Annotated in this window: 19 protein-coding genes; 15 read left to right on the top strand and 4 right to left on the bottom strand. The window is 71.4% G+C overall.

Annotation, left to right across the window (positions count from 1 at the left end; translation table 11 throughout):
- Window positions 1-43: 43 nt before the first annotated feature.
- Window positions 44-628, top strand: coding sequence for a sigma-70 family RNA polymerase sigma factor (locus ACFYZ8_RS23710; RefSeq protein WP_359037136.1), 585 nt, complete (start codon window positions 44-46; stop codon window positions 626-628).
- Between the two features lie 95 nt (window positions 629-723).
- On the opposite strand, the gene ACFYZ8_RS23705 is transcribed toward ACFYZ8_RS23710, so the two are convergent.
- Together ACFYZ8_RS23705 and ACFYZ8_RS23700 are read right to left on the bottom strand one after the other, a co-directional pair.
- The gene (locus ACFYZ8_RS23705) at window positions 724-3,843 is read right to left on the bottom strand and encodes an FAD-binding and (Fe-S)-binding domain-containing protein (RefSeq protein ID WP_388537270.1); all 3,120 of its coding nucleotides are present in this window, start codon (window positions 3,841-3,843) and stop codon (window positions 724-726) included.
- A gap of 59 nt (window positions 3,844-3,902) precedes the next feature.
- Window positions 3,903-4,382 (bottom strand): MarR family transcriptional regulator, encoded by a 480-nt coding sequence (locus ACFYZ8_RS23700; RefSeq protein ID WP_359037132.1) that lies wholly within the window; start codon window positions 4,380-4,382, stop codon window positions 3,903-3,905.
- A gap of 82 nt (window positions 4,383-4,464) precedes the next feature.
- Between ACFYZ8_RS23700 and ACFYZ8_RS23695 the strand changes: the two genes are divergently transcribed.
- Window positions 4,465-4,980 carry a YceI family protein gene (locus ACFYZ8_RS23695; RefSeq protein WP_388537269.1) on the top strand — a complete coding sequence of 172 codons (516 nt, stop codon included), beginning with the start codon at window positions 4,465-4,467 and terminating at the stop codon, window positions 4,978-4,980.
- Here ACFYZ8_RS23695 and ACFYZ8_RS23690 read toward each other — a convergent pair.
- Window positions 4,961-6,685: a hypothetical protein gene (locus tag ACFYZ8_RS23690; protein WP_388537267.1), complete on the bottom strand. Its 1,725-nt coding sequence runs from the start codon at window positions 6,683-6,685 to the stop codon at window positions 4,961-4,963. The two genes, ACFYZ8_RS23695 and ACFYZ8_RS23690, sit on opposite strands and share 20 nt — an antisense overlap.
- A 213-nt stretch (window positions 6,686-6,898) precedes the next feature.
- Between ACFYZ8_RS23690 and ACFYZ8_RS23685 the strand changes: the two genes are divergently transcribed.
- The 4 genes from ACFYZ8_RS23685 (at window position 6,899) to ACFYZ8_RS23670 (ending at window position 9,598) form a co-directional block, all read left to right on the top strand.
- Entirely contained in the window at window positions 6,899-7,288 is a 390-nt protein-coding gene (locus ACFYZ8_RS23685) for a cell division protein SepF (protein WP_359037128.1), read from the top strand.
- 170 nt (window positions 7,289-7,458) lie between these two features.
- Window positions 7,459-8,655: an ATP-binding protein gene (locus ACFYZ8_RS23680; RefSeq protein ID WP_388537266.1), complete on the top strand. Its 1,197-nt coding sequence runs from the start codon at window positions 7,459-7,461 to the stop codon at window positions 8,653-8,655.
- Complete coding sequence (locus ACFYZ8_RS23675) at window positions 8,652-8,978, top strand: nucleotide pyrophosphohydrolase (protein ID WP_359037124.1); 327 nt, start codon at window positions 8,652-8,654, stop codon at window positions 8,976-8,978. Before ACFYZ8_RS23680 ends, ACFYZ8_RS23675 begins: the two co-directional genes overlap by 4 nt.
- A gap of 155 nt (window positions 8,979-9,133) precedes the next feature.
- Window positions 9,134-9,598 (top strand): DUF6099 family protein, encoded by a 465-nt coding sequence (locus ACFYZ8_RS23670; protein WP_359037122.1) that lies wholly within the window; start codon window positions 9,134-9,136, stop codon window positions 9,596-9,598.
- Between the two features lie 148 nt (window positions 9,599-9,746).
- On the opposite strand, the gene ACFYZ8_RS23665 is transcribed toward ACFYZ8_RS23670, so the two are convergent.
- On the bottom strand, window positions 9,747-9,917 hold the full coding sequence (locus ACFYZ8_RS23665) for a hypothetical protein (protein WP_359037120.1): 171 nt from the start codon (window positions 9,915-9,917) through the stop codon (window positions 9,747-9,749).
- A 228-nt stretch (window positions 9,918-10,145) separates the two neighbouring features.
- Between ACFYZ8_RS23665 and ACFYZ8_RS23660 the strand changes: the two genes are divergently transcribed.
- The 9 genes from ACFYZ8_RS23660 to ACFYZ8_RS23620 all read left to right on the top strand — a co-directional run bounded on the left by ACFYZ8_RS23660 (window position 10,146) and on the right by ACFYZ8_RS23620 (window position 24,924).
- Window positions 10,146-11,069, top strand: a complete 924-nt coding sequence (locus tag ACFYZ8_RS23660) for an LLM class F420-dependent oxidoreductase (RefSeq protein ID WP_388537264.1) — start codon at window positions 10,146-10,148, stop codon at window positions 11,067-11,069.
- A gap of 130 nt (window positions 11,070-11,199) precedes the next feature.
- The gene (locus tag ACFYZ8_RS23655; RefSeq protein ID WP_388537262.1) at window positions 11,200-12,678 is read left to right on the top strand and encodes a 3' terminal RNA ribose 2'-O-methyltransferase Hen1; all 1,479 of its coding nucleotides are present in this window, start codon (window positions 11,200-11,202) and stop codon (window positions 12,676-12,678) included.
- Window positions 12,675-15,218 carry a polynucleotide kinase-phosphatase gene (locus ACFYZ8_RS23650; protein WP_388537260.1) on the top strand — a complete coding sequence of 848 codons (2,544 nt, stop codon included), beginning with the start codon at window positions 12,675-12,677 and terminating at the stop codon, window positions 15,216-15,218. The genes ACFYZ8_RS23655 and ACFYZ8_RS23650 overlap by 4 nt, the downstream gene beginning before the upstream one ends.
- 221 nt (window positions 15,219-15,439) lie before the next feature.
- The gene (locus ACFYZ8_RS23645) at window positions 15,440-16,957 is read left to right on the top strand and encodes a hypothetical protein (RefSeq protein WP_388537258.1); all 1,518 of its coding nucleotides are present in this window, start codon (window positions 15,440-15,442) and stop codon (window positions 16,955-16,957) included.
- A complete protein-coding gene (locus ACFYZ8_RS23640; protein ID WP_388537257.1) occupies window positions 16,954-18,015 on the top strand; it encodes an AAA family ATPase in 1,062 nt (353 codons plus the stop codon). The genes ACFYZ8_RS23645 and ACFYZ8_RS23640 overlap by 4 nt, the downstream gene beginning before the upstream one ends.
- Complete coding sequence (fxsT, locus tag ACFYZ8_RS23635) at window positions 18,016-22,239, top strand: FxSxx-COOH system tetratricopeptide repeat protein (protein ID WP_388537255.1); 4,224 nt, start codon at window positions 18,016-18,018, stop codon at window positions 22,237-22,239.
- A gap of 60 nt (window positions 22,240-22,299) precedes the next feature.
- Window positions 22,300-23,469: a hypothetical protein gene (locus ACFYZ8_RS23630; protein ID WP_388537253.1), complete on the top strand. Its 1,170-nt coding sequence runs from the start codon at window positions 22,300-22,302 to the stop codon at window positions 23,467-23,469.
- Complete coding sequence (locus tag ACFYZ8_RS23625; RefSeq protein ID WP_388537251.1) at window positions 23,466-24,614, top strand: caspase family protein; 1,149 nt, start codon at window positions 23,466-23,468, stop codon at window positions 24,612-24,614. The genes ACFYZ8_RS23630 and ACFYZ8_RS23625 overlap by 4 nt, the downstream gene beginning before the upstream one ends.
- A 49-nt stretch (window positions 24,615-24,663) precedes the next feature.
- Window positions 24,664-24,924, top strand: a complete 261-nt coding sequence (locus tag ACFYZ8_RS23620; RefSeq protein ID WP_388537250.1) for a hypothetical protein — start codon at window positions 24,664-24,666, stop codon at window positions 24,922-24,924.
- Window positions 24,925-24,946: the final 22 nt, after the last annotated feature.

The following is a 24,946-nucleotide window of genomic DNA, read 5'->3' as shown; positions in this document are numbered from 1 at the left end:
GCCGGCGCGGGCCGGATTCCGGCTGACCCGAGAAGGACATCCCGTGATCGCTTCCGCCCCGCCCACCTCGGCCGACCCCCGCGCTCGACGGGAGTCCGCCGACGCCTCCGCCACCGCCTGGGCGCTCGCCGCCCGCGCCGGTGACGTCGACGCCGTGGACCACTTCGTGCGCGCCCTGCACCGTGACGTGCTGCGCTATGTCTCCCACCTGTGCGCCGACCCCCAGGCCGTGGACGACCTCGCCCAGGACACGTTCCTGCGGGCGCTCGGCAGTCTGCACCGCTTCGAGGGGCGGTCCTCGGCGCGGGCCTGGCTGCTGTCCATCGCCCGGCGCGCGGTGATCGACGGTTTCCGGCACGCGGCGGCCCGGCCCCGCCGGTACGACGGTCCGGACTGGCAGGACGCGGCCGAACGGGCTCAGCCGCGGGGCGTGCCCGGCTTCGACGACGGGATAGTGCTGGCCGACCTGTTGGGGGCGTTGCCCGACGAGCGGCGGGAGGCGTTCGTGCTCACGCAGCTGCTGGGGTTGTCGTACGAGGAGGCGGCTGCGGTGAGCGGGTGTCCGGTGGGGACGGTGCGGTCTCGCGTGGCGCGGGCCAGGGCGGCGCTGATGGAACTGGTGGGCTGAGGTCCGTGGGCGGGTGCGGGCGCGTTGTGGCTGGCCGCGCCCACGCGGCGGTAGCCGCACACTCGATACAGCCCCGCCCCCTAAAAGCCATACCGTCACTGCCTGTTCCGGAGGAACCGGGCCCCTGCCACCGCGACCACCAGGCCCGCCAAGCCTGCTCCCGTCAGGGCCAGTGCCCTCGCCCTCCGGCTCGGCGGAGCCGGCCGCGCCCCCGGCGCCACCCCGTACGCGCTGCCCGGTGCCCCCGGCAGCGCGCTCGCCAGCAGTTCCGCCAGGTGCACCGCCTCGTGGCCGGCGCTGTCGAACTCGTGGATCTGGGTGCGGCAGCTGAAGCCGTCGGCGAGGACCACCGTCTCGGGAGGCTCCTCGCGCAGACGGGGGAGCAGGACGCGCTCCGCGCACGCCTCGCTGACCTCCAGGTGACCCGGTTCGAAGCCGAAGTTGCCCGCGAGGCCGCAGCAGCCGGAGTCGAGTCGTTCGGCGTCGACGCCGGCGCGGTGCAGGAGCTTCTGGTCGGCCTGCCAGTCCAGCACCGCGTGCTGGTGGCAGTGGACCTGGGCGAGGGCCTTCGCGGAGCACTCCGGGACGTGCGGGGGTTCGTAGCCGGGGGAGTGTTCGGTGAGCAGTTCGGCGAGCGTGACCGTCCGGTCGCGCAGCCGCCGTACGTCCTGGTCGGTGGGGAACAGTTCGGGTGCGTCCGAGCGGAACACGGCCGTGCAGCTGGGCTCCAGGCCGACCACCAGACCGCCCGCCCGCACATGCTCGGCGAGCCTGCGCACGGTCCGGCCCAACACCCGCTCTGCCGTACCGAGTTGTCCCGTCGAGATCCAGGTCAGCCCGCAGCACAGCGGCTCCTCGGGCAGCACGACCCGCCAGCCCGCGTGCTCCATGAGGGTCACGGCGGCCTGTCCGACGTGCGGGTGGAAGTGGTTGGTGAAGGTGTCCGGCCACAGCAGGACGCTGCCGCGCGCCCCGTCGCCGTACGGCTCGTGCCGTGCGAACCACTGCTGGAGCGTCTCCCCGGCGAACAGCGGGACCTCACGGTTCTCCACGCCGGCGACCGCCACGGCCGCCCTGGACAGCGGCGGGGTGTGGGTCAACGCGTTGACCACGGGCCCGATTCGGGTGCGTCCGACGAGCTGCGCCACGGCGGGCAGCCAGCCCATGGAGAGGTGTGCGCGGGGCCTGCGCCACCAGCGGCCCTCGTAGTGGTGGGAGAGGAACTCCGCCTTGTACGTGGCCATGTCGACGTCCGCAGGACAGTCCTTCTTGCAGCCCTTGCAGGCCAGACACAGGTCGAGCGCGTCCCGGACCGCCTCGGACCGCCAGCCGCCCTGGACCGCGCTGTCCCGGTGGCCGTCGAGCATCTCGAACAGCAGCCTTGCCCGCCCGCGCGTGGAGTGCTCCTCCTCGTGCGTGACCTGGTACGACGGGCACATCACGGCGCCGCCCTCGGTGGTGTGCTGACGGCATTTCCCCACGCCCACACAGCGGTTGGCGGCCTGGGCGAAGGACCCGCCGTCGTGCGGGAAGCGGAAGTGCAGGTCCCTGGGGTCGTACGGCGCCCAGTCAGCGCCGAGGCGCAGGTTCTCGTCGAGCCCGTACGGCGCCACGACCTTCCCGGGGTTCATCCGGTCGAGCGGGTCGAACAGGGCCTTCACCTGACCGAAGGCGGTGACCAGCCGCTCCCCGAACATGCGGGGCAGCAGCTCGCCCCGGCTCTGCCCGTCGCCGTGCTCGCCGGACAGGGAGCCGCCGAACTCGACGACCAGGTCGGCCGCCCGCTCCATGAACCGCCGGTAGGCGGCCACCCCGTCGGCGGAGTACAGGTCGAAGGGAATCCGGGTGTGCACACAGCCGTGCCCGAAGTGGCCGTAGAGGCTGGGTCCGGTGTCGCTCAGGTAGCCGAACTCGTCGTACAGGCGCTTGAGCCGGCGCAGGTAGTCGCCGAGCCGTTCGGGCGGGACCGCGGAGTCCTCCCAGCCCTCGAAGGTGTCGGGGCGGCCGGGGATGTGCGCGGTGGCGCCGAGCCCGGCCTCACGGACCTGCCACAACTCCTGCTCGTGGGACGGGTCGTCGAGGAAGGCGACGTCGGGGTCGTGCTCGGACTCGTGCAGGCCGTCGAGCATGCGGTGGGCGTCCTCGTCGGCCTCCTGAACCGTGTCCGCGCCGAACTGCACCATCAAGAAGGCGTTCCCCTCGGGGAGTTCGGCGCGGGCCTTCGGGTTGAGGTGCTTGATCCGCTCGTCCTTCAGCAGCCGTGAGTCGAGGCCCTCCAGCGCGATCGGCTCGTACGGCAGGATCGTCGGTACGGCGTCGGCGGCCGACTCGATGTCGGGGAACCCGAGGACGACCAGGGTGCGCTCCTTGACCACCGGCACCAGTTCCAGTTCCGCGCGCAACACCGTGACCAGCGTCGACTCGCTGCCGACCAGCAGCCCGGCGACGTCGAAGCCGTGTTCCGGGAGCAGGGAGTCGAGGTTGTAGCCGGAGACCCGGCGCGGGATGTCCGGGAAGCGGGCGCGGATCTCGTCGGCGCAGGTGTCGCGCAGGGCGCGCAACTGCCGGTACAGGGAGGCCCGCAGGTCGCCGTGCCGCTCGATCCCGGCGTACTCCTCGTCGCTGGTCCGCCCGCACCAGAACCGGGTGCCGTCGTACAACTGCACTTCCAGGCGGGCGATGTTGTCGACGACCTTGCCGTACGCCTGCGCGGTGGCCCCGCAGGAGTTGTTGCCGATCATCCCGCCGATGGTGCAGTTGGCGTGGGTGGCGGGCTCGGGGCCGAACCGCAGCCCCGTCGGGGCGAGTTGACGGTTGAGTTCGTCGAGCACGATGCCCGGCTGGACGACACAGGTGCGGGCGTCCTCGGCCACGGACTCGACGCGGGTGCAGTACTTCGACCAGTCGATCACCACGGCGGTGTTGGTGCACTGCCCGGCGAGGCTGGTCCCGCCGCCCCGGGACAGCACCGGCGCGTCGTGCTCACGGGCCACGGCCAGCGCCTCCGCGGCCGCCTCGGGGGTGCGGGGCACGACCACGCCGATCGGGGTCTGGCGGAAGTTCGAGGCGTCGGTCGAGTAGGCGGCCCGGCTTCCGGCGTCGAAGCGGACCTCGCCGTCGACGCGCCTGCGCAGGGCGCGCTCCAGGGCCGCCGTGTCCGGTGGGGGTGCGGCGGGCCGTCGTACGACAGGAACGGGCAGGTCGGAGGTTGCCATGTACCCCTCCTTCGGTGTCGGCGCGGGCACCGGCCGGGTACCCGCGACCGCACCGGTGACTACTCCGGGGCCGCCTCCGTGGCGAAGTCGGGCATCAGCGCGCACAGTGCCTGGCGCTGTGCGGGCCCCATGAAGCGCCCGAGGGCCTCCTTGACCGTCTCGGCGAGCACCCCGGAGGCCTCCTTCAGCAGCCCCCGGGCCTTCTCGGTCAGGGCGACCTCGACGCCCCGCTTGTCGCCGCAGACCGACCTGCGGGTGACCAGACCCGCGTGCTGGAGGCAGGCGATCTGGTAGGTGAGGCGGGTCTTCGGGCGGCCCAGCAGTTCGGCGATCCGCGTCATGCGCAGGGCCTGACCGGGGTCCGCGGCGAGCAGGCACAGGACCAGGAACTCGTCGTGCGAGACGTCCAGCCGTTCTTTGACGACGGACCGCAGCTCCTGCTCGACGGCTCCCGTCGCGGCCAGCATCAGCATCCAGGCGTGCAGCTCAGGGGGCAGGAGCCTGCTGGACGCGGCGGGACATTCGGATGCATCGGCCATGCTTCGAGTGTAGCTGTTGTTCAAATTTGGAGAATGAGCTAGCGTGCTGTCATTCAAATTTGGACTACATAAGTGAGGGATCATGACCGTCGCCGTCGAAACCGGAACCTGGCAGCTCGACCGGACCGCCACCACCGTCGCGCTCAAGCACAAGACGCTGTGGGGCCTGGTCACGGTCAAGGGCGCCTTCGCCACCGTGGACGGTCAGGGCGAGGTGCGGGCCGACGGGTCCGCCGTCGGCACCGTGACCCTCGACGCCGCCTCCCTGGACACCAAGCACGCCAAGCGCGACGAACACCTGCGGGGCTCCGGCTTCTTCGACGTCGAGAACCACCCCGAGATCACCTTCGCGGTGCGCAGCGCCGAGCTGCGCGACGGCGACCAGGTGCACGTGATCGGTCAGCTCACCGCGCGTGGCATCAGCCGCCCCCAGTCCTTCACCGCGCGGCTCGCCGACGTGAGCGCCGACGCGGTCACCCTGAACGCCGAGTTCTCGGTGGACCGCGAGCACTTCGGCCTGGACGGGAACCAGCTGGGCATGATCCGCGGCCTGACCACGGTCACCGCCTCGCTCCGCTTCAAGCGGTCGGCAGCGTGATCCAGGCGCTCGACAGCGTCTGCGGCGACGACGTGAAGACCCGCAGCCGGACCTGCTGATGCCGGTGCGGCAGGGCGTACGTCCCCCCGGGCGGCCGCAGCTCGTACGTCGCCGTCGTGTGCGCGGGCAGCGTGGCAGGCCCGCGCAGCACCGAGAAGTACGGGTACATGCCCTGCCCGCGGGTCAGCGTGAAGTGCGGGGTGAGTGCGTCGTCGCCGGTGTTGGTGACCCGCAGGGTCAGCCGGGAGAGCGCGCGGACGTCGTGGCGCACGGCCGTGACCCGCATCTGCAACGGAGGTGAGCCGGTGGCCGCCAGCACCGCGCTCGCCGGCGCCGGGCTCAGCAGCAGCACGGCGGCGGCGATCCGCGCCGGCTGCCGGCGCGGACCGGCGAGCCCGCGCGCGAACGGCTGCCAGGCCCCCGCGAACTCCGAGGCGGGCGCGGTGACCGCCGCCGCCAGCCACAGCGGGGTCATCATCAGGTAGTAGCCGTCCTGCGAACGCGTCGCCAGCCAGAACGCCAGCCACGGCAGCACCGTCGCCGCAGGACCCAGCCGCCGCACGAACAGCACGAACAGCGCCAGCAGACCGGCGAGCAGCAGCAGACTCGCGTACCCGTACCAGTCGAGCCGGTCACTGCCGTTCGTGAGATACAGCGACACCCCCACCAGCCCCTGGCCGTGCAGCACCGCGCCCTGGATCAGCGGCAGCGCGATCCCCTTCAGCCACGCCACCGGCTGGCTCACCACGAAGTACGCGTTGATCAGCAGCCATACGGTGGCGGCGACCCCGGCGAGCCGCAGCACCAGCAGCCCCGCCGCCCGCGCCCCGAGCTCCCCGCGCCGTACCGCGTAGATCCCGGCGAGCAGGAACGGCGCGAGGAACCACGGCAGTTGCTGTGCCGCGCACGCCGCGCCCAGCAAGGCCGCCTGCGCGATCCCGGCCGGCCCCAGCCGCCCGCCCCGGCCGATCCGGGGCCAGCGCACCACCACCGGCACCAGCAGGGCCAGCGCCAGGATCGCCGGGTAGCCGAGACGGCCGTACATCGTGATCATCGAGAACCCCAGGCACGCCATGGTCGCCGCCGGCCGCCAGGGCGTGGGCAGCAGCCACCACAGCACGACCGTGCCGACGAGCAGCGCGCCCGTGCTCATCGCTATGGCCGGCAGCCCGCCGTGGCCGAGCCACAGCAGGGGAGCGGTCAGCAGCGGGGCCAGCGGGGGATAGCCGTACGTGTAGTCGTAGCCGCCCGTGACCGTCGGGGTCAGCGCGATGCCGTTGCCGCCGAAGAGCCAGGGCCAGGGGTTGCCGTAGATCCCGTGTCCGGCCACCAGGTCGCGCGCCGCCTGGGCGGTGAGGACGGACTCGTCGGAGCCGCGGTGGAACAGGACGAAAGCGCACAGAGCGAGCGTCAGACCGGTCACCAGCACGCACAGGTCCACGCGCGCGAGGGAACGCCGGCCGCGCACCACCAGCGCGAGGACGCCGCAGACGAGGATCGACGCGTAGCAGACCGAGATGACCGCGGCCACGGCCGGCCGGTGGGTGGCCGCCTGGGTCCACACCTCGCGCGTGCCGATGAAGAGGCTGACGTCCGCGAGCAGCGTCAGGACGCGATGCCACTGCGTGGGGGTTTCCGGGGCGGTGGACACCGCCGGCTGGGTGGGCCGGCCGGGTGCCGACAGCTGAGTATCTGCCAGGAGCACGGCATCGGACGCTAATGGGACCCGGTGAGCGAGGTGGCGACGGAGGCCAAGAGTCCGGTGTGAGGGGGGTAAGACCCTTTCGTCACGGTGGGGGATGACGTGATGTGTCCGCCGAGTCCGTCGCGGACCGTGTCGCTGTTGGGCCGAACGGGTGACTTGGCGTAAGAATTGGCTGGTGCAGGCATCGAAGGCGAGTCGGATCGGGGGGAGCCGGTGAACAGGTACGACGTCACCGATGAACAGTGGGAGGGGCTCGCCCAGGTCGTTCCGTTGCGAGGCCGGGACGCGTGGCCGTCCGCGGTCGACCACCGGTCCGTGCCGGAGGCGGAGACCGAGGCCCGGCGCCGTTTCGTCGTCCTGCGGATCAACGTCTTCGCGGACGCCCGCGAGGTCGCCGAGACCCTGATGGCGGGCGTCCCCGTCCTGCTCGACCTCACCGGCGCGGAGACGGAGGTCGCCAAGCGCGTCCTCGACTTCAGCACGGGTGTCGTGTTCGGCCTGGCCAGCGGGATGCACCGCGTGGACCGCAACGTCTTCCTGCTGACCCCGGCGGGGACCGAGGTGACGGGGCTGATGGAGGGGGTGGGGGTGCCGGGGGTTTAGCCCGGGGGCCGGCTCCTGGTCGTCGGTGGGAGAGCGGGCCCGTCGCGGGCGGTGCGCGAGCAGGCCCGTGCGGGTGGGCGTCAGGTTCGGCGGGGGTGCCGTTCGCTCGTTCGTAGGAAGGCCCGCGGGCAGGAACGGTTCGGCCGCTGGCGGAGTCCTACGGTCCGGATATGCGTGTACCCCCCACATCTGCTGTCGTCCCCGCTCAGTCGGCGCCTCCGCGCGCGGAGCTCGTGCAGGGCGGTGAACGCTGTCCCGACCGGCCCTGTCTCACCGAGCTACGACTGTCCGCGTACGCCGTGCACCGTCGGGCCCGGTTACCGCTCGGCCCGCTGACCCTGTTCGCCGGGCCCAGCGGGAGCGGCAAGACCAGCGCCCTGCGGGCCTACGAGGCGCTCGCCCGGCTCGGTGCCGGCGCGGCCCTCGGCGAGGTGTTCCCTCACCCCTCCTCCTGCGTCCCCGACCGCGCCCGCCCCGACGCACAGCGCCGCCGCGGCTTCCGGATCGGCTGCACGGCCGACGGCCCCGAGGGACCGGTCCGGCTCGACATCGCCGTCCAGGCCGAGCCCGAACTGCGCGTCGTGGGAGAGCGGTTGACCTCCGGCGGCCTCGTCCTGCTGGAGACCGCCCTGCGCGACCCCTCCCGCCGGGCCGTACAGGCCGCCTGGCACACGGCCGGCACGGCGCCGGTCACCCGCGCCCCCCTGCCCGACGACCAACTCGGCACCGCTCTGCTGCCGTTGCGCGTGGCCGGCAAGACGGACGGACAGCGGCGCGTCCTGGCCGCCGCCGAGCAGATGGTCGTCGCCCTGCGCTCCGTCTTCGGCTGCGATCCGCGGCCCGGACGCATGCGCCTGCCCGTCCCCACCGGTACCGGACGACTCCTCGGCGGCTGCGACAACCTCGCCGACGTCCTGTGGCGCACCCGCGCGGAGTGCGGCCGACGCCACGCGCAGCTCGTCGCCGCGGTGCGCGCCGGATGCGCGGGGCCCGTCGCCGACGTGCTCGCCGAAACCCTGCCCACCGGGACGGTCCGCGCCCTGCTCGACCGCGGGGACGGCAGCCGCACGCAGCTCGGGCGACTCGGCGACGGCGAGCTGAGGTACCTCGCCCTCGCCCTGGTGCTGCTCACCGGGCCCGGGGTGCTGGAGGTCGACCCGGCCGGCGAGGTGCCCGCCGCGATGCAGACGCTCACCGTCCTCGCCGACAACCTCGACCGGAGCCTGGACCCACGGCAGCGGGACGAACTGCTGCGGCTGGCCCTGCGGATGTGCGAGCGCGGGCACATCCGGCTCGTCGGCGCGGTGAGCGACGCCTCGTGGGCCGCCGGGGTGGACGGGGCCACGGTGGTACACCTGGAGCCGTGACAGAACCTCTCGACGTGGCGGGACTGCAGCGCCGGCTGGCCGACTTCGCGGCGGCGCGCGACTGGCAGCCGTACCACACCCCCAAGAACCTCGTCGCCGCGCTCAGTGTGGAGGCCTCCGAACTGGTCGAGATCTTCCAGTGGTTGACGCCCGAGGAGTCGGCGCGGGTCATGCACGACCCCGACACCGCGCACCGCGTCACGGACGAGATCGCCGACGTGCTCGCGTATCTGCTCCAGCTGTGCGAGGTGCTCGGCGTCGACCCGCTGGCCGCGCTGGACGCGAAGATCGACCGCAACGAGCGGAGGTTTCCCGCGCCGTGAGGAAGGGTTCAGTCCTCTTTCACTCTCCGTGATGAAAGCATGGTCTGAAATCGATTTGTTGTCCACAAATTTCCGCCTACCTCTGGCTTTTCGTTCGGAGTGACCTCACTCTGGGTAGTGAACAAGGGAGTTCGGGCGACAGACGGGGGCAGCCGATGGACGCGGTGCGGCTCATCGTGACGAGCAGGCGTGCCCTGGCCGGGGGCGGCGAGGCGCCTCAGGTCATGGCGGAGGTGTGGCAGGCGCAGGCGCTGGCCCAGGCGATAGGGAGCCGCCTCGCGGTCGCCGGACCGCCCGAACTGCGGGGCGAGGCCCTGGGGTTGACCGAGCTCGCGGGCCGGGGCTGCGGGGTCCTGGAGCGCCCCGACATCGCCCTGGCGGAGTTGCGGGCCGCCCAGCTCACCGAACTCGGCGACGCCCGCCAGGCCCTGCTCTACCTCGGCGGCCTCCTCGGTGAGGTCGGCATCGCCCTGGTCGGCCTCGCCTGCGCGGCGGACGACGAGACGACGTACTGGCAGTGCATGGAGGCGATCGACGCGGCGGACGAGTCACGGGACCGGGTGCTGCAGATGCTGCGAAGACTCGCCGACCGGGGGGAGGAGTTGCCGGAGGCGGGGTGATTTCTCCGGCTGCGAACGCGCGGCGTCCCCGTGTGGGTGCGGCTGCACCGGCTTCGACCGTACCCACCCAGGGGCGCGGGGCTGTGCCATCAGCGGCTCCGCCGCGGGGCGCGACCAGCCACGACGCGCCCGCAGCCGAAGACCGCCCTCAGCCGGCCTCTTCCTCACCGACCGAGCGCCCAGAACCCCCGGCCCCCTGAAGATCCGCGTCCAGCGCCGACAGGTCCGCGTTCAGCGCCGCCATCAACTCCTCCATCTGCTGAAGCAACCCCTTCGGCTGCCCACCCCCCGCGGTCAGCGGCACGGTTTCCTCGGACATGACGGCCTCCTCGGCCAAAGGACCCCGGCGAAGGGGCCGACGCGGGTAACGGATGACGCACCGGCGACGACAAGCCGGTTCCGCCCGAGCCAACGATCACCGAAGGGCACGGTCACTGGCGCGGTCACCCCGCACGCACCCCGTTGACGGATTTTCACCCGCCCGGGGACGAGTGGGGCCACGGGGACCGGTGGGACCACGGTGAACCCCTGAGTGCAGGATGGAGGCATGGACCTCCGCATCTTCACCGAGCCCCAGCAGGGCGCAAGCTACGACACCCTCCTCACCGTCGCCAAGGCCACCGAGGACCTCGGCTTCGACGCTTTTTTCCGTTCTGACCATTACCTCAAGATGGGCGACGCCGACGGCCTCCCCGGACCCACCGACGCCTGGATCACCCTCGCCGGCCTCGCCCGGGAGACCAAGCGCATACGCCTCGGCACCCTGATGACCGCCGCCACCTTCCGCCTCCCCGGCGTCCTCGCCATCCAGGTCGCCCAGGTCGACCAGATGTCCGGCGGCCGCGTCGAACTGGGCCTGGGCGCGGGCTGGTTCGAGGAGGAGCACACGGCGTACGGCATCCCGTTCCCGAAGGAGAAGTTCCCCCGCCTGGAAGAGCAGCTGGAGATCGTCACCGGTCTGTGGGCCACCGAGCCCGGCGGGACCTTCGACTTCCACGGCGAGCACTACGAGCTCACCAAGTCGCCCGCACTGCCCAAGCCCGCCCAGGACAAGATCCCCGTGCTGATCGGCGGCCACGGCAAGACCCGCACCCCGCGCCTCGCCGCCCGCTACGCCGACGAGTTCAACGTGCCGTTCGCCTCGGCCGAGGACAGCGAGGCGCAGTTCGGCCGGGTCCGTGCCGCCGCCCAGGAGGCGGGCCGCGCTGCCGACGCGATCACCTTCTCCAACGCCCTCGTCGTCTGCGTCGGCAAGGACGACCAGGAGGTCGCCCGCCGCGCCGCGGCGATCGGCCGTGAGGTCGAGGAGCTCAAGACCAGCGGCCTGGCCGGCACCCCCGCCGAGGTCGTCGACAAGATCGGCCGCTACGCCGACGCGGGCTCCCGCCGGATCTACCTCCAGGTCCTCGACCTCGACGACCTGGACCACCTGGAGCTGATCTCCGCGCAGGTGCAGACGCAGCTGCCGTAAATCGAAGGCGCTGGTCGGAGCCCTGTGCGAAGCTGAGGGCGTCGTCCTGCCGAGCCCCCGGGATCACCGTCTCGGGGGCTTTCGCGCGCACGGCACCCCGTCCCGTCCACCGGCCGGAGAGGCCACTCGCATGTTTCTGACGATCAGTACCACCGGCACTCCCGAGCGCCCCGCCACCGACCTCGGCTTCCTGCTGCACAAGCATCCCGACAAGGCGCAGGCGTTCTCCACCTCCTACGGCAGGGCGCACGTCCTGTATCCCGAGGCGGACGATCAGCGCTGCACGGCGGCGCTGATGCTGGAGGTCGACGCGGTGGCGCTGGTCAGGCGCGGCAAGGGCAAGGGACGCGGCGGCGCCCCGGACTCGGCGCTCGCGCAGTACGTCAACGACCGCCCCTACGCGGCCTCCTCGCTGCTCGCGGTGGCGCTGAGCGCGGTCTTCTCCAGCGCGATGCGCGGGGTGTGCACGGCCAAGCCCGAACTCCCCTCGCAGCCACGGCCGTTGCGCATCGAGGTGCCCGCCGTCGCGGCCCGCGGCGGCGCCGAAGTCGTACGCCGTCTGTTCGAGCCGCTCGGCTGGACCGTGACCGCCGAACCGGTCGCGCTGGACAGTGCGTTCCCTGAGTGGGGCGACTCGCGCTACGTCCGCCTCGAACTGGAGTCCACGCGCCTCACCCTCGCCGAGGCCCTGCGCCACCTGTACGTCCTCCTCCCCGTCCTCGACGACGCCAAGCACTACTGGGTGGCCCCCGACGAGGTCGACAAGCTGCTCAGGGCGGGTGAGGGCTGGCTGCCCGCACACCCGGAGCAGAAGCTGATCACCAGCCGTTATCTGTCCCGCCGCTGGTCGCTGACGCGCGAGGCGATGGAACGCCTCGAGCTGCTGCGGCTCGCCGAGGCCGACGACAGCGAGGTCGAGGAGATCGACAACGCCGTCGAGGCGGAGACCGAGACGGAGGAGAAGCCGACCCCGCTCGCCGTGCAGCGCCGCGAGGCCATCCTGGAGGCGCTGCGCGCCGCCGGTGCCGCCCGGGTCCTCGATCTCGGGTGCGGGCAGGGCCAGTTGGTGCAGGCGCTGCTCAAGGACCCGAAGTTCACCGAGATCGTCGGTGTCGACGTGTCGGTGCGGGCGCTCACCATCGCCTCCCGGCGGCTGAAGCTGGACCGCATGGGGGAGCGGACGGCCTCCCGCGTCCAGCTGCTCCAGGGCTCGCTGACCTACACCGACAAGCGGCTCAAGGGGTACGACGCCGCCGTGCTCAGCGAGGTGATCGAGCATCTCGACCTGCCCCGGCTGCCCGCCCTGGAGTACGCGGTGTTCGGCGCGGCACGCCCGCGGACCGTCCTCGTGACGACCCCGAACGTCGAGTACAACGTCCGCTGGGAGTCGCTCCCGGTCGGGCACGTCCGGCACGGTGACCACCGCTTCGAGTGGACGCGTGCGGAGTTCCGCACCTGGGCGTCGTCGGTGGCCGAACGGCACGGCTACGACGTGGAGTTCGTGCCCGTGGGACCGGACGACCCGGAGGTCGGCCCGCCCACCCAGATGGCCGTTTTCGAATGGAGCACAGCAGTGACGAAGACCGAGAAGGAGGCGAAGGCGGCATGACCGAGACCCCGCGCACGGGACGGACCCTTCCCGTCACCGACCTCTCCCTCGTCGTCCTCGTCGGCGCCTCCGGCTCCGGCAAGTCCACCTTCGCCCGCCGGAACTTCAAGCCGACGGAGGTCATCTCCTCGGACTTCTGCCGGGGCCTGGTCTCCGACGACGAGAACGACCAGGAGGCCACCAAGGACGCCTTCGACGTCCTGCACTACATCGCGGGCAAGCGCCTGGCCGCCGGCCGCCGCACGGTCGTCGACGCGACCAGCGTGCAGTCCGACTCCCGACGGCAGCTGATCGACCTGGCCAAGCAGTACGACGTGCTGCCCATCGCCATCGTGCTCGACGTGCCCGAGGAGGTGTGCGCCGAGCGCAACGCGGGCCGCACCGACCGGGCCGACATGCCGGTCCGGGTCATCAAGCGCCACATCCGCGAACTGCGGCGCTCGCTCCGCCACCTGGAGCGCGAGGGCTTCCGCAAGGTGCACGTCCTGCGCGGGGTGGCGGACGTCGAGAACGCCACCGTCGTCACCGAGAAGCGCTTCAACGACCTGACCCACCTCACCGGCCCCTTCGACATCGTCGGAGACATCCACGGCTGCGCCTCGGAACTGGAGTCGCTGCTGGGCAAGTTGGGCTATGTCGACGGCGTCCACCCCGAGGGCCGTACCGCGGTCTTCGTCGGCGACCTCGTCGACCGCGGCCCGGACAGTCCCGGTGTGCTGCGCCGCGTGATGTCGATGGTCAAGTCGGGCAACGCGCTGTGTGTGCCGGGCAACCACGAGAACAAGTACGGGCGTTACCTCAAGGGCCGCAAGGTCCAGCACACGCACGGCCTCGCGGAGACCATCGAGCAGATGGAGAGCGTCCCGGACGAGTTCCGGGCCGAGGTGCGGGAGTTCATCGACGGGCTGGTCAGCCACTACGTCCTGGACGGCGGCCGCCTGGTCGTGTGCCACGCCGGTCTGCCGGAGAAGTACCACGGCCGCACCTCCGGCCGGGTCCGCTCGCACGCGCTGTACGGCGACACCACCGGCGAGACCGACGAGTTCGGGCTGCCGGTGCGCTACCCGTGGGCGGAGGACTACCGCGGCCGGGCGGCCGTGGTCTACGGCCACACCCCGGTCCCGGAGGCGACCTGGCTCAACAACACCATCTGCCTGGACACCGGCGCCGTCTTCGGCGGCAAGCTCACGGCGCTGCGCTGGCCGGAGCGGGAGCTGGTCGACGTACCGGCGGAGCGGGTCTGGTACGAGCCGGTGAAGCCGCTGAAGTCGGAGGCGCCCGGTGGCCAGGACGGCCGCCCGCTGGACCTGGCCGACGTGTACGGCCGCAGGGCGGTCGAGACCCGGCACCAGGGCCGGGTGGCGGTCCGCGAGGAGAACGCGGCAGCGGCCCTGGAGGTCATGAGCCGCTTCGCGGTGGACCCGAGGCTGCTGCCGTACCTGCCGCCGACCATGGCACCGACGGCGACCTCGCGTGTCGAGGGCTACCTGGAGCACCCGGCCGAGGCGTTCGCGCAGTACGCCGCGGACGGGGTGGAGCGGGTCGTGTGCGAGGAGAAGCACATGGGCTCGCGGGCGGTGGCCCTGGTGTGCCGGGACGCGGAAGCGGCCGCCAAGCGCTTCGGCGTGGACGGCCCGACGGGCTCCCTCTACACCCGCACGGGCCGCCCGTTCTTCGACGACGCGTCGGTGACCGAGGCGATCCTCGACCGGCTGCGCACGGCGATCGGGGAGTCGGGCCTGTGGTCCGAACTCGACACGGACTGGCTGCTGTTGGACGCGGAGCTGATGCCGTGGTCCCTGAAGGCCGCGGGTCTGCTGCGGTCGCAGTACGCGGCCGTCGGCGCCGCGTCCGGAGCGGTGTTCCCGGGCGTGCTGGCCGCGCTCCAGGGCGTCGCGGACCGGGGCGTGGACGTGACGGACCTGCTGGCCCGCCAGCGCGAACGGGCCGACGCGGCAAGCGCGTTCACCGACGCGTACCGCCGCTATTGCTGGACCACGGACGGCCTGGACGGCGTCCGCCTGGCACCGTTCCAGATCCTCGCGGTCCAGGGCCGCAGCCTCGCCGGCCTCCCGCACGACGAGCAACTGGCCCTGCTGGACCGCCTGGTGGAGCACGACGGCACCGGCCTGCTCCAGACCACCCGGCGCCTCTACGTCGACACCGGTGACCCGGAGTCGGTGCGGGCGGGCATCGACTGGTGGCTGGAGATGACGGGCCGCGGCGGCGAGGGCATGGTCGTCAAGCCGCTCGGCGCGGTGGTCCGCAGCACGGAGGGCCGCCTGGTCCAGCCCGGCATCAAGTGCCGCGGCCGGGAGTACCTGCGGATCATCTACGGTCCCGAGTACACCCGCCCGGAGAACCTCGACCGCCTGCGCAAGAGGTTCCTGAACCACAAGCGCTCCCTCGCGATCCGCGAGTACGCCCTCGGCCTGGAGGCCCTGGACCGGCTGGCGGAGGGCGAGCCGCTGTGGCGGGTGCACGAGGCGGTGTTCGGGGTGCTGGCGCTGGAGTCGGAGCCGGTGGACCCGCGGTTGTGAGTGCGTCGGCCTGAGCGGTGGCAGGCGGGCGGCGCGTGCTGCCCGCCTGCCACACGTCGGTGTCCGTGACTGCTGGTGACGAGGCGGCCTGGATAGCCGGGAGTTGGCGTGCTACGTTCGCTGGTCAGTCAGGTGTACCGGCTCGTGGGGGAAGGTCGGTGGAGACAGCGGCAGGATTAGGCGAGTTCGGGCGTGCGCCGGGAAGAGACCTGCTGTTCCGCTTGACAGAGGCGCTGTGTGAGCTCGGCTGTCTGGAGGATCAGGCGGGACGCAACCTCTTCGCGAGGATGCTCTCGGACCAGCTGCGGGCGCATGTCGACCTGCGTGGCACCAAGCAGCGCGAGGACGTCGTCGCTCTGGTACAAGCGGCGCTGAACGTTCGCGAGGGCGAGCACGTTCTGGTCGACGTGGTCAGGGTCTTCGAAGGCGCCTCCGCCGCTTCCGAGCTCGAGCTACTGCTCACCTCCGGTGGCGAGACCGTCTTCACCAAACCGCTGCGCGGTCCCCTGACCCAGGGGGATGTCAATTCCGGGCTCGAACTCCTGGATGCCGTCGAGGGGCATCTGTCCGAGACCCGACTGCGTGACAGGCTCGCGACGGAATTGCACAACGAGCTGCCCATCGGCCTCTCGCTTCGTCAGCTCTTCTTCTTCGTCATGGAGTTGAACGTGCAACCGGACGGCCTTCCGCCTGCCGTGCTGTTGATGGACCAGGCCGCCGAGCTGACCCGATCAGGTTGGCGAGACGCCCTGTCCTCATGGGCCTACAGCTGGGCGGAACGGAACGGGCTGCACAGCCGGCTGGCACAGCGCCGGGCCGACCGGGCGGGCGCCGCCCCCGACCCCACGATCCCCAGATGCCTGGTTGTGGCCGTCGAGCCGGCTCGTGACGGTTCCGGGGACATCGTCGTCCGCCCGTGGCTGAACACGGTCCCCGGCTACTGGCGTCCCCAACAGGCCCCACCCGAGACGACCAGCCTCGATGAACTCGGCAGCGCGGTCGAGCGCGCTCTGCGCCAAGTGTTCCGGCTCTCCGGTACACCGCACGAGCCGACTGTGCCAGGCTCCGAACTCCCGCCTCCCTACGTCGAGTTCGTGCTGCCCTACGACATGCTCAACCACAACGTGGCCGGCCTGGCGGTCCGACTGGGGGACGGGAAACCACTGCCCCTGGGGCTGAAGTACGGAGTGCATCTACGCAGTCTGGAGCGGATGCGTGCCGACGACCTCCTGGTCAGGGCGCAGTGGCAGGAGCGTTGGACCACTCTGCAGCACCAGGGCATCACGGTCCACGGCTGGCGAGCCTCCGACTCTGGCGGGCTGCACGAGTGGCAGGCCACGCTGGCTGCCGAACCGGGCCGTACCGCCGCGGTGCTCGACGCCCCGGACGGCGGCCCGGCGACGGAAGCGCTCAAGGCCGCCATCGCGGAGGGGATCGGACTCGCGGTCTGGGACCGCAGGGGTGAGTTCCCGGAGGAGCGGAGGGAAGTGGTGACGGCCGTGTTCGCCGCCGTACACAAGGCCGCCCGGCTTCCGGTCGTCATACAGCAACTGAGACGCAGGGCCGAACTCCACGCCGCCGGTCCCTTGCTGCTGGGAAGACATATCGCCTTCTTCTGGGATGACCCGAACCGCTTGGTCGACATTCAAACGGCAGACGACTACGTCCTCGAGCACGGGCGCGGCATCGATCACCCGGACGGCACGGGCACCATCGACAGCAAGGAGACTCCAGTATGAGCGGGCCGGAGACTGCGGAGCCGGAGGAATGGCGCGCCTTCCGCGCGACAGGTGCCGCCCCGGACGGGCCGGCCCCCCGGCTGCGGCCCGCACCGCCGTGGCGTCGCTTCCGCGGCGGCCCGGTACAGTCCCCGCCGCCCGATGACGAGCAAGCCGCCCTGCGCCGGCTCGGAGCGGTCGACGCCGTGCCACAGCTCGATCCGGTGAGCATCGACATCGTCAATGCGGCGCTCCTGCTGCGCCGTCCGCTGCTCGTGACCGGAGCCCCGGGGGTCGGGAAGTCCACACTTGCCTATCTGATCTCTCGAGAACTCGGCCTCGGACGCGTGCTCGAATGGAACATCGTCAGTCGCACCAGTCTCCGCGACGGCCTCTACTCCCACGACGCCCTCGGGCGCGCCCAGGCCATCGCTGCCTGGCGTGCCGGTCTGCCTGCCCCCGCGGTGCCCGCCGCTGACGACCGGACCGAGGAAGGGCGGCCGGCGCCGACCCTGGGCGACTTCATCACCCTGGGCGCCCTGGGCACCGCGCTGCTGCCGTACGACCGTCCGCGCGTCCTGCTCGTCGATGAACTCGACAAGAGCGACATCGACCTGCCGAACGATTTGTTGCACGTCCTGGAGAACGGCAGCTACGAGATACCCGAGCTGGTGCGCGACACGGCCGGCAGGGCGCGCGTGCACACCAGTGACCCGGGCGGCTTTGCGGAGGTGGGCCAAGGGCGGGTGGAGTGCCGGGAGTTCCCGGTCGTCGTCATCACCAGCAACGGGGAGCGGGAGTTCCCGGCGGCTTTCCGCAGGCGCTGCCTGCCGCTGGAAATGCCGACTCCTACGCGGGAACAGTTGCTGGCCATCGTGGACAGTCATCTTCGGGTACGACCGCCGGATGCCGAGCTCCTGGTCGATCAGTTCGTCAAACAGGTCCAGGCCGGTGGAACACACTCGCTGGACCAGCTCCTCAACGCCGTGGAGATGACCACCGTGGGTACGTTCCGGGCCGACGAAGGAGGGCGCAAGCTCCTGGAGATGCTGCTGCGTGACCTCGCGAAGGGCCGCTGAATGGACGGTCTCCCCCGGGAGCGCGCGCCTGGGCCGGTGCCGGAGTCCCTTCCGGACTGGAAGGAACTGGCCGACGCGGTCTGGTTGAGCGCTCACTGGACCCTCGCAGGCCGACCCGCCACGGACAGCCCACCGGACCCCGGTGAGCACGTGGGTCCCGCACCGGTGCCCGCGGCACCCCCTCGACCACGTGACGAGCGGCCCGAGCCGCTCAGCCCGGACGAAACCGCCGTGCGGCCGTCGTTCACGCCCGACCCGGAGGGCCCGGACCAGGTCCACCTGGGACTACCCGCCTTTCCCCGGCCGGAGCGCGGTCGGCCGGCGCCGAACGGAGGCTCCTCGGGGCTCGCCCGCGCGCTGCACAGGCTTGCCCGTCAGGTGCCGTCCTGTGACGCCGTACAACTCGACGAAGAGGCCACGGCGGAGCGGGGCGTCTTCGACGAGTCGTGGATGCCGTGGTTCCGGCCCGCTGACGCGACGGCGTTCGACCTGGTCATCCTCGTCGACGACGCTCCCACCATGGCCATCTGGGGCGAGCAGACGGCGGGCCTGGCCACCGCGGCCGAACACAGCGGCGCGTTCCGGACCGTACGCACGGTCAAGGCCGTCGTGCCGATGTCGGGGGGACCGAGGCTGAGGTGGGGAGCCTCCCCAGCCACCGCGGACCCCGGGGAGATCCTCAACGGCAGAGGAGACCGGATCTTCCTCGTCGTCACCGATGGACTGGGCCACGGCTGGACCGCACCCGCCGCCGAACGCCTCCTCGGCCGCCTCGGTCGGGCCGGTCCCACCGCTGTGGTACATCTGCTGCCGCCGCATCTTCGCCACCGCTCCTCGCTCTACCCGTACCAGGCCGTTCTCGAGGCCGCCGGATTCGGAGCCCCGAACCAGGCCCTGGCCCACTTCACGCCCCCTGGCGGTGCCGATCCGCTGCGGCCGCTGCCCGCGGCGGACGACGAATCCCTTGCCGTGCCCGTGCTGTCCCTCAAACCCGGGTCCATCGCGGCCTGGGCCGACCTCGTTACCGGGGAACGCGGAGTGCGCCGTGACCTTCCGGCCGTCGTCGTGGGAACCCTCGGAAAGACCGTGCCCGCGCCCGGTCTGCGTGTTCCCCGCTCCCCGAGTGCCGCCGTACGCCGCTTCCTCACCCTCGCCACTCCGCACGCGCGCCGACTGGCCACCCAACTCGCCGTCATCCCGTTTGAGTTCGAGCTCGTGGAGCAGTTGCAGCGGCGCACCATGCCGGAGACGGGGCCCGACCACCTGGCCGAGATCCTGATGGGCGGACTGATCGACTGGGACAGCGGCGGCAAGGGCCGTCCCGACTTCGCGGAAGGGGTGCGTGAGGCACTGCTGGCTACCACGACCCGCAGTCAACTCGCCCGCACGGTCGCCCTGGTGGGTGAACTGCCCGCAGCCGGCCGACGGGGCGTCGCGCTGCGTGCCGCCCTTCGCAACCCGACGACGGCCTCGCTCCCCGACCCGGCAGAAGGAGGCTGGGTACGCAGCGAGCTGGCGGTGATGCGCGCACTGGCGGGACCGTATGTCGAACGAGCCCTCCGGATCGAAACGAGCGCGAACAGCGCTACGGCAGTTCCGCAGATGCCGTGGACGCGCGCGTCCGCCGGCGAGCTGTCCGGCAATGATCCGACGACAGAACATACCGAACCGCCCCAGCATCCGACGGAGGCACGGACGGGCATGACCAGGAAGCAGATGGAAACCCCTGTCCTGCTGGTGAACGTTCCCTTGCGGAACACGACTTTCGTCGGCCGCCAGGCGCTGCTGCGGTCTGTGGAGGAGCAGCTCGGATCCCAGGACACCGCGGCCGTGCTGCCGCACGCGCTGCACGGCATGGGCGGTGTCGGCAAGTCCCAGCTCGTGCTGGAGTACGTCTACACCCACCAGCACGACTACAAGGTGGTCTGCTGGATCCCCGCCGAGCGGGAGAGCCTCATCCTCGCCGCGCTCGCGACCCTGGGGGCACAGCTGGGTGTCGCCCCGACGGAACAAGACAGCGTAGGGGCGCCCGCCGCGGGCACAGCGGTACCCGCGGCCCTGGAGGCGCTGCGCACCGGGGTGCCGTACGACAACTGGCTGCTCGTCTTCGACAACGCCGAGGACGTCGAGATGGTACGCGGCTTCTTCCCGGCCAACGGCCCAGGGAAGATCATCGTCACCTCCCGCAACCGCGCCTGGGAGCGTGTGGCCACGCCCTTGCCGGTGACCGTCTTCGAGCGCGAGGAGTCCATCGAGCTCCTCCAGAAACGCTCGCCCGACCTGTCGGCCGAGGGCGCCGGCCGGCTTGCCGAGGCTCTCGGTGATCTGCCTCTCGCGGTGGAACAGGCGGGCACCTGGCACGCCGTCACCGGCATGCAGGTTGACGAGTACCTCGAACTGCTCGACCTGCGCAGCCCGGAGATCCTCGAACTCGATCCCGCCCCCGATTACCCCGTTTCCGTCGCGGCCGCATGGGACATCTCGCTGGAGCGACTCAGGGAGAACAACCCCGGCGCGCGGCAGCTCCTCGACATCTGCGCCAGCATGGCCCCCGAGCCCATTCCGAGGTCCATGCTGCGTGGCAGCCGCGGGGTCAGCATCACGCCCGAGATCGACCCCATGTTGCGCGAGTCGATCAAACTCAACCGCGCCATCCGCGATCTCAGTCAGTTCTCCCTGGTCAAGGTCGACCCGCGGTCCGACACTCTGCAGATGCACCGCCTGCTGCAGACCGTGCTCCTGGCCAAGCTCAGCCCCGAGGGGAGGGAGCGAATGCGGGACGCCGCACACCAGTTGCTGTCCGCAGCCAAACCGGGACCCTACGGCTCGTCGCTGGAATGGCGCGCGTACCAGGCGCTGCTGCCCCACATCCTCACCTCGCAGGCGGTGACCAGTGTCGACACCTATGTGCGCGAACTGGTCCACGACACGGTGTGGTTCCTCTACTACTGGGGAGATCACCTGGGGGCCGCACAGCTCGCACGGCAGACCTGGAGCGCCTGGCTCGGCGCCTCCGGGGAGGAGAACATCCACGTCATCCGCGTGTCCAAGAGCCTTTCGTTCCTGTTGCGTCAGATCGGGCAGGTCGCAGAGTCCGTTCCGCTCAGCGAGAAGGCACTGGAGGTGTCCCGCCGGATCCAGGTCGACCCCGAGGAGTTGATCGACTCGCTGTGCGAGATGGCCGACGCCCGCCGATACCAGGGCCGGTTCCAGGAAGCGCGGGACCTGAGCAAGGAGGCCACCGAGCTGGCCCGATCCCTGTTCGGTCCCGACGACCCCGCCACGCTGCGCGGCGCCCACAGTTGGGGCGTCGACCTCAGGCTCTGCGGACAGTTCACCGAGGCGGTGCCTCTGGACCAGGAGAACGCCCGGCAGCGTGAGCTGCTGTTCGGACACGCGAGCTTCTTCTCGCTCAACAGCCTCAACGCGTTGGCCATCGACATGTTGGAGGCCGGCGACGTACCGGGCGCCCGGGACTTCCAGGAGGACGTGTACCGCCGGGCGCGTACCGCGCTCGGCGACAACAACCCCCTCACGCTACGCATCGCCCGCACCCTGGCGGTCGGCCGACGCCGTGACGGAGCGCTCGCCGAGGCAGCCGAACTCTCCGAGGTGACATTGCAACGCTTCGTCGCCCGCTACGGGGCGGACCACTTCGACTCGCTGCAGGCGGCGAACAACCTTTCCGTGGACCAGCGCCTGGCTGGGGATCTCGAGAACTCCCGCTGGCTGGGCGAGCAAACCCTGCGGCGTTATCAGCAGCGTCTTGGTGAGGACCACGCGTACACCCTGCTGACGAAGGCCAACCTGGCAGGGACCCTTCGTGCGCTCGGCGACTTGGACCACGCGCAGGAACTGGAGGACGACGCGGCCCGCAGACTCGGTGAGACGGTGGGCCCGCGCCACGTCATCACGTTGACCGTCGCCGTCGGCCGGGCCAACACGGCTTACGCCCGCCTGGACTTCGAGCGTGCCAAGGAGATCGACGGGGCCAACCTGCCCCTGCTCACGGAGGTCGCGGGCGCGCGCCATCCCCTGACGTCCTCGTGCACCGCGAACCTTGCCCTCGACCTGCGGGGCCTCGGCCGCGGGGCGGAGGCGGACGAACTGCAGCGCCGTGCGGTGGACGGATTCACGGGCGTGGTCCGTGCCGACAACCCCTGGCTGATCGCCGCCCGCCACCGCCGACGCATCGAGTGCGACTTGGCACCTGTCCCGCTCTAGACACCGACAGGAACGACCACTATCCGGGAGGACGCTCCTCCCGCTCGAAGGCGAGGGCCCATGTCTACGGTTGTCCTCATTCACGGGACCGGGGTACGCGGGGCGGGGTTCTCGGCGCTCGCGGGACATGTCACCGCCGGACTCACCGCGGTGCGGGACGGACTGCGCATCGTGCCGTACTACTGGGGCGGAACCCACGGCGCCACACTTGCGGCAGGTGGTGCCAGCCTGCCCCCCGAAACAGGCACGGACCGCGGGGTGGGCGAGTCCCTCGCGGCGGTTTTGGACGACGAGACGGCCGGGTGGGCAGTCCTGTATGACGACCCCGACGTCGAACTCGCCCTCGCGGCCGCGGCGGGGCGCGACGCCGTCGAGAGACCACCGGGGGCCGACATCCCGGAACAGCGCATTCAGGATTCCCTCAGCGCCCTGGCTGCTCAAAGCGACGATCTCGCACCCGGGTTGGGCGCCGGAATGGAGGAGGCCGTGCACCGTCTGCGCTTCCATCCGTTGCTCGGAGCCGCTGCCGGAGCCCTCGCTCCGGAGGATCTTGCGCTACTTGTCGCCCGGGCCTTGGTGGCCCGAGTCATCGCCGACGCCCTCGATCGGGGCAACCCGCTCGTCCCGGACGGCCAGGCCCGTGACGATCTCGTCGACCGCCTGGCCCAGCACCTGGGGGCGGCCCCGAGGGGCACGGAACGCACCGTGCGGGCCTGGGTATGGGGCGTGGCGGGAGCCCTGGCCTCGCGCGCCGCCGTACGTCGCCGGGGCGTCCTCACCCAGGCCGTCCATCCGGCGGCGGGGGACATACTGCGCTATCTCTGCCGAGGGGAGCCCGTCCGTGCCGATCTCCGTGCACTGGTCGCCGGCCTGGAACCACCGGTGACCCTGGTCGGGCACAGCCTCGGCGGGGTCATCGCCCTCGACACGCTGGTGACCACCGAGCTGCCGCAGGTCCGGCTCCTGGTCACAGTTGGCTCCCAGGGACCCTTTCTCTACGAGTCGGGTTCCCTGCCCTCCCTCTCGCACCCCGACCCGCTGCCGCGCCATGTACCGGACTGGCTGAACCTCTACGATCCACGCGACCTGCTGAGCTACCTCGGGGGCGGCCTCTTTCCCGGCCGGGTCACCGATGAGGCCGTCGACAACCGCCAGCCGTTTCCCGCCGCGCACAGTGCGTACTGGACCAACCCGGACGTGTATCGGCTCATCACGGAGCGCCTTCCTTGAGCGGCGCAGGAGGCTCCGGGGACCGAGTCAACCCCGCCCGGGTACACGCCTTCATCGTCGGCATCGAGGCGTACGAGGCGGGTGCCGCCTGGGACCTGGCCGGGCCCGCCCGTGACGCGGTGGCCTTCCATCGGCTGCTTCGCGCGGCCGGGGTACCCGACACTCAACTGCACGTCCACCTGTCTCCGTTGCACCCCTTCGCGCCCGGCATCCGCTATCAACCCGCCGACCAGGCCACGCTGCGCCGAGCCCTGGTACGCGAACTGCCGCAGGCACACGGCGACATCCTCTGGGTGTGGTGGGGCGGTCACGGCGTCCTCGATCGGGCCGGCCATCTCCGGCTGTTCTGCGCCGACGCCACCACGAACGACAAGGTTTCCATCGATCTCGAATCCGCACTCGCCCGCTACTCCAGCGACGCCGTGTCCGGATTCACCGAGCAACTGTGGATCGTGGACGCGTGCGAGACGTTCGAGGAAGCCCTTGCCTTCCGCGACCCGCTGCCTTCCGACGCTCTCCCCGCGGGACGGCGTACGCTCGCACACCGGCAGACGCTGCTGCGCGCGGCGGGCCGCGGCCGACGAGCGGTCAACGACCCCGTGCGGGCCACCGGCCTCTTCTCGAATGTGCTCCTCGACCTGCTGGCGGTCCCTTCGTCCGGCCTGCCCGCACTGCCCGACGCGGAGGAACTCTTCACCGCCGTAAGGGAACGGATCGCCGCTCTGAGGGAAGGTGGCCGCACTTTCCAGCTTCCCGGGATACAACTGCGCAGCCCCGAGCGCACCGAGGTGGTGGAGGCACCCGTACCCCTACCGAGCGAGCGGCCCGTGTCCCCACTGGGCCGTGCCGTGGAGGCCCTGCTCGCCTATCCCCTGATGGTCGACCCGGCCGAACGGCAGGCCGTCGTAGCCGCGTTGAGCCCTTCGGTCGCCGGGACGCTGCCGAGGCACGGCAAGGCCCGCACCGACGCCGCAGGCATGCTCACGGCGCTCGCCCGCAGACAGCCCGAGTCCCTGTGGGAGCTGTACGACGCCATTCGGTCCTTGGACGACGATCCGGCACGCGGGGCCGAACTCGCGGCGGCCCTGCGTGAACTGGTCCACCCGCGAGGTCCCGGCGGAGGTACCGCCGACGGTATGCGATGATCTGGCGGTCGCCGGGCCTCGGACCGGCCGAGGCACGTCGCGTGCCACCATGAACCACGAAGGGGGAGACACCGTGGAGCAGCCGACCGCTCTGCGCAACGCCGAAACCGCCGTCCCCGACTCGGCCCCCGCCGCGGGTGCCCGTGCCTGGGAGTCGGATCTCGCTGACGTCGCGGAGCTGCCGCTGGCCTCTGTGGACGGTCTCACTCCGCTCCAGCCGACCGCCCGCCTTCTTGAGGAAGTCTTGCGGGCACGCAGCAGTATGAGGGGTGGGGGCGAGGGCGGTGGAGGCGGCGCCCGGGCCGAATAGCCAACGGTCCTGCCTGTACGTC

Origin of the sequence: Streptomyces sp. NPDC001668, from assembly GCF_042893155.1 — a bacterium.
In the GTDB taxonomy this organism is placed as follows: Bacteria; Actinomycetota; Actinomycetes; order Streptomycetales; family Streptomycetaceae; genus Streptomyces.
Note: the sequence above shows the minus strand (reverse complement) of the source record. Positions and strands in the feature narration are given on the sequence as shown.

Bases quoted from the DNA above. Each gene is read 5' to 3' on its own strand.
- ACFYZ8_RS23705 (WP_388537270.1), bottom strand. From the start codon at position 3,843: ATGGCAACCTCCGACCTGCCCGTTCCTGTCGTACGACGGCCCGCCGCA.
- ACFYZ8_RS23700 (WP_359037132.1), bottom strand. From the start codon at position 4,382: ATGGCCGATGCATCCGAATGTCCCGCCGCGTCCAGCAGGCTCCTGCCC.
- ACFYZ8_RS23695 (WP_388537269.1), top strand. From the start codon at position 4,465: ATGACCGTCGCCGTCGAAACCGGAACCTGGCAGCTCGACCGGACCGCC.
- ACFYZ8_RS23680 (WP_388537266.1), top strand. From the start codon at position 7,459: ATGCGTGTACCCCCCACATCTGCTGTCGTCCCCGCTCAGTCGGCGCCT.
- ACFYZ8_RS23670 (WP_359037122.1), top strand. From the start codon at position 9,134: ATGGACGCGGTGCGGCTCATCGTGACGAGCAGGCGTGCCCTGGCCGGG.
- ACFYZ8_RS23665 (WP_359037120.1), bottom strand. From the start codon at position 9,917: ATGTCCGAGGAAACCGTGCCGCTGACCGCGGGGGGTGGGCAGCCGAAG.
- ACFYZ8_RS23660 (WP_388537264.1), top strand. From the start codon at position 10,146: ATGGACCTCCGCATCTTCACCGAGCCCCAGCAGGGCGCAAGCTACGAC.
- ACFYZ8_RS23655 (WP_388537262.1), top strand. From the start codon at position 11,200: ATGTTTCTGACGATCAGTACCACCGGCACTCCCGAGCGCCCCGCCACC.
- ACFYZ8_RS23650 (WP_388537260.1), top strand. From the start codon at position 12,675: ATGACCGAGACCCCGCGCACGGGACGGACCCTTCCCGTCACCGACCTC.
- ACFYZ8_RS23640 (WP_388537257.1), top strand. From the start codon at position 16,954: ATGAGCGGGCCGGAGACTGCGGAGCCGGAGGAATGGCGCGCCTTCCGC.
- fxsT (WP_388537255.1), top strand. From the start codon at position 18,016: ATGGACGGTCTCCCCCGGGAGCGCGCGCCTGGGCCGGTGCCGGAGTCC.
- ACFYZ8_RS23630 (WP_388537253.1), top strand. From the start codon at position 22,300: ATGTCTACGGTTGTCCTCATTCACGGGACCGGGGTACGCGGGGCGGGG.
- ACFYZ8_RS23620 (WP_388537250.1), top strand. From the start codon at position 24,664: ATGAACCACGAAGGGGGAGACACCGTGGAGCAGCCGACCGCTCTGCGC.